Source organism: Pelomonas margarita, assembly GCF_043555875.1.
Taxonomy (GTDB): Bacteria; Pseudomonadota; Gammaproteobacteria; order Burkholderiales; family Burkholderiaceae_C; genus Pelomonas; species Pelomonas margarita.
In genome coordinates, this window is sequence record NZ_JBIGHW010000072.1 from 1 (window position 1) to 331 (window position 331).

1 protein-coding gene is annotated in these 331 nt (G+C 44.4%); it reads right to left on the bottom strand.

The features are described 5' to 3' along the window. Positions 1-106 precede the first annotated feature (106 nt). On the bottom strand, positions 107-331 hold a 225-nt coding region (locus tag ACG0Z3_RS23285; RefSeq protein WP_394402446.1), incomplete at its 5' end, for a hypothetical protein.

Sequence of the window (331 nt, forward strand, 5' to 3'; positions counted from 1 at the left end):
TCAAACGCCCACGCTTATCGGCTGTTAATTATTAAAGAACATCGCAAAACTCTGATTTACTCTTCGTTTTGCGCCGCTGACTTGTCAGCAGCAAAGAAGCGAGATTCTAATCTGCTTTTTGCTTCGCTGTCAAATGTTTTTGAAAATTTCTTTTCTCAACATCTTTCAGCTCGCTTGCCGCCTTCAAAACACTTGGCTTCGTCGGCAGCAAAGAGGCGAGATTTTGATCTGCTTTTTCAACTTCGTCAAGCACTTTCGAAAAATTTCTTAAGCACTTAATCAGCCGAACCAGCTTCAGGACTCTCGCCCCGCCTTCGCACCACAACAACCC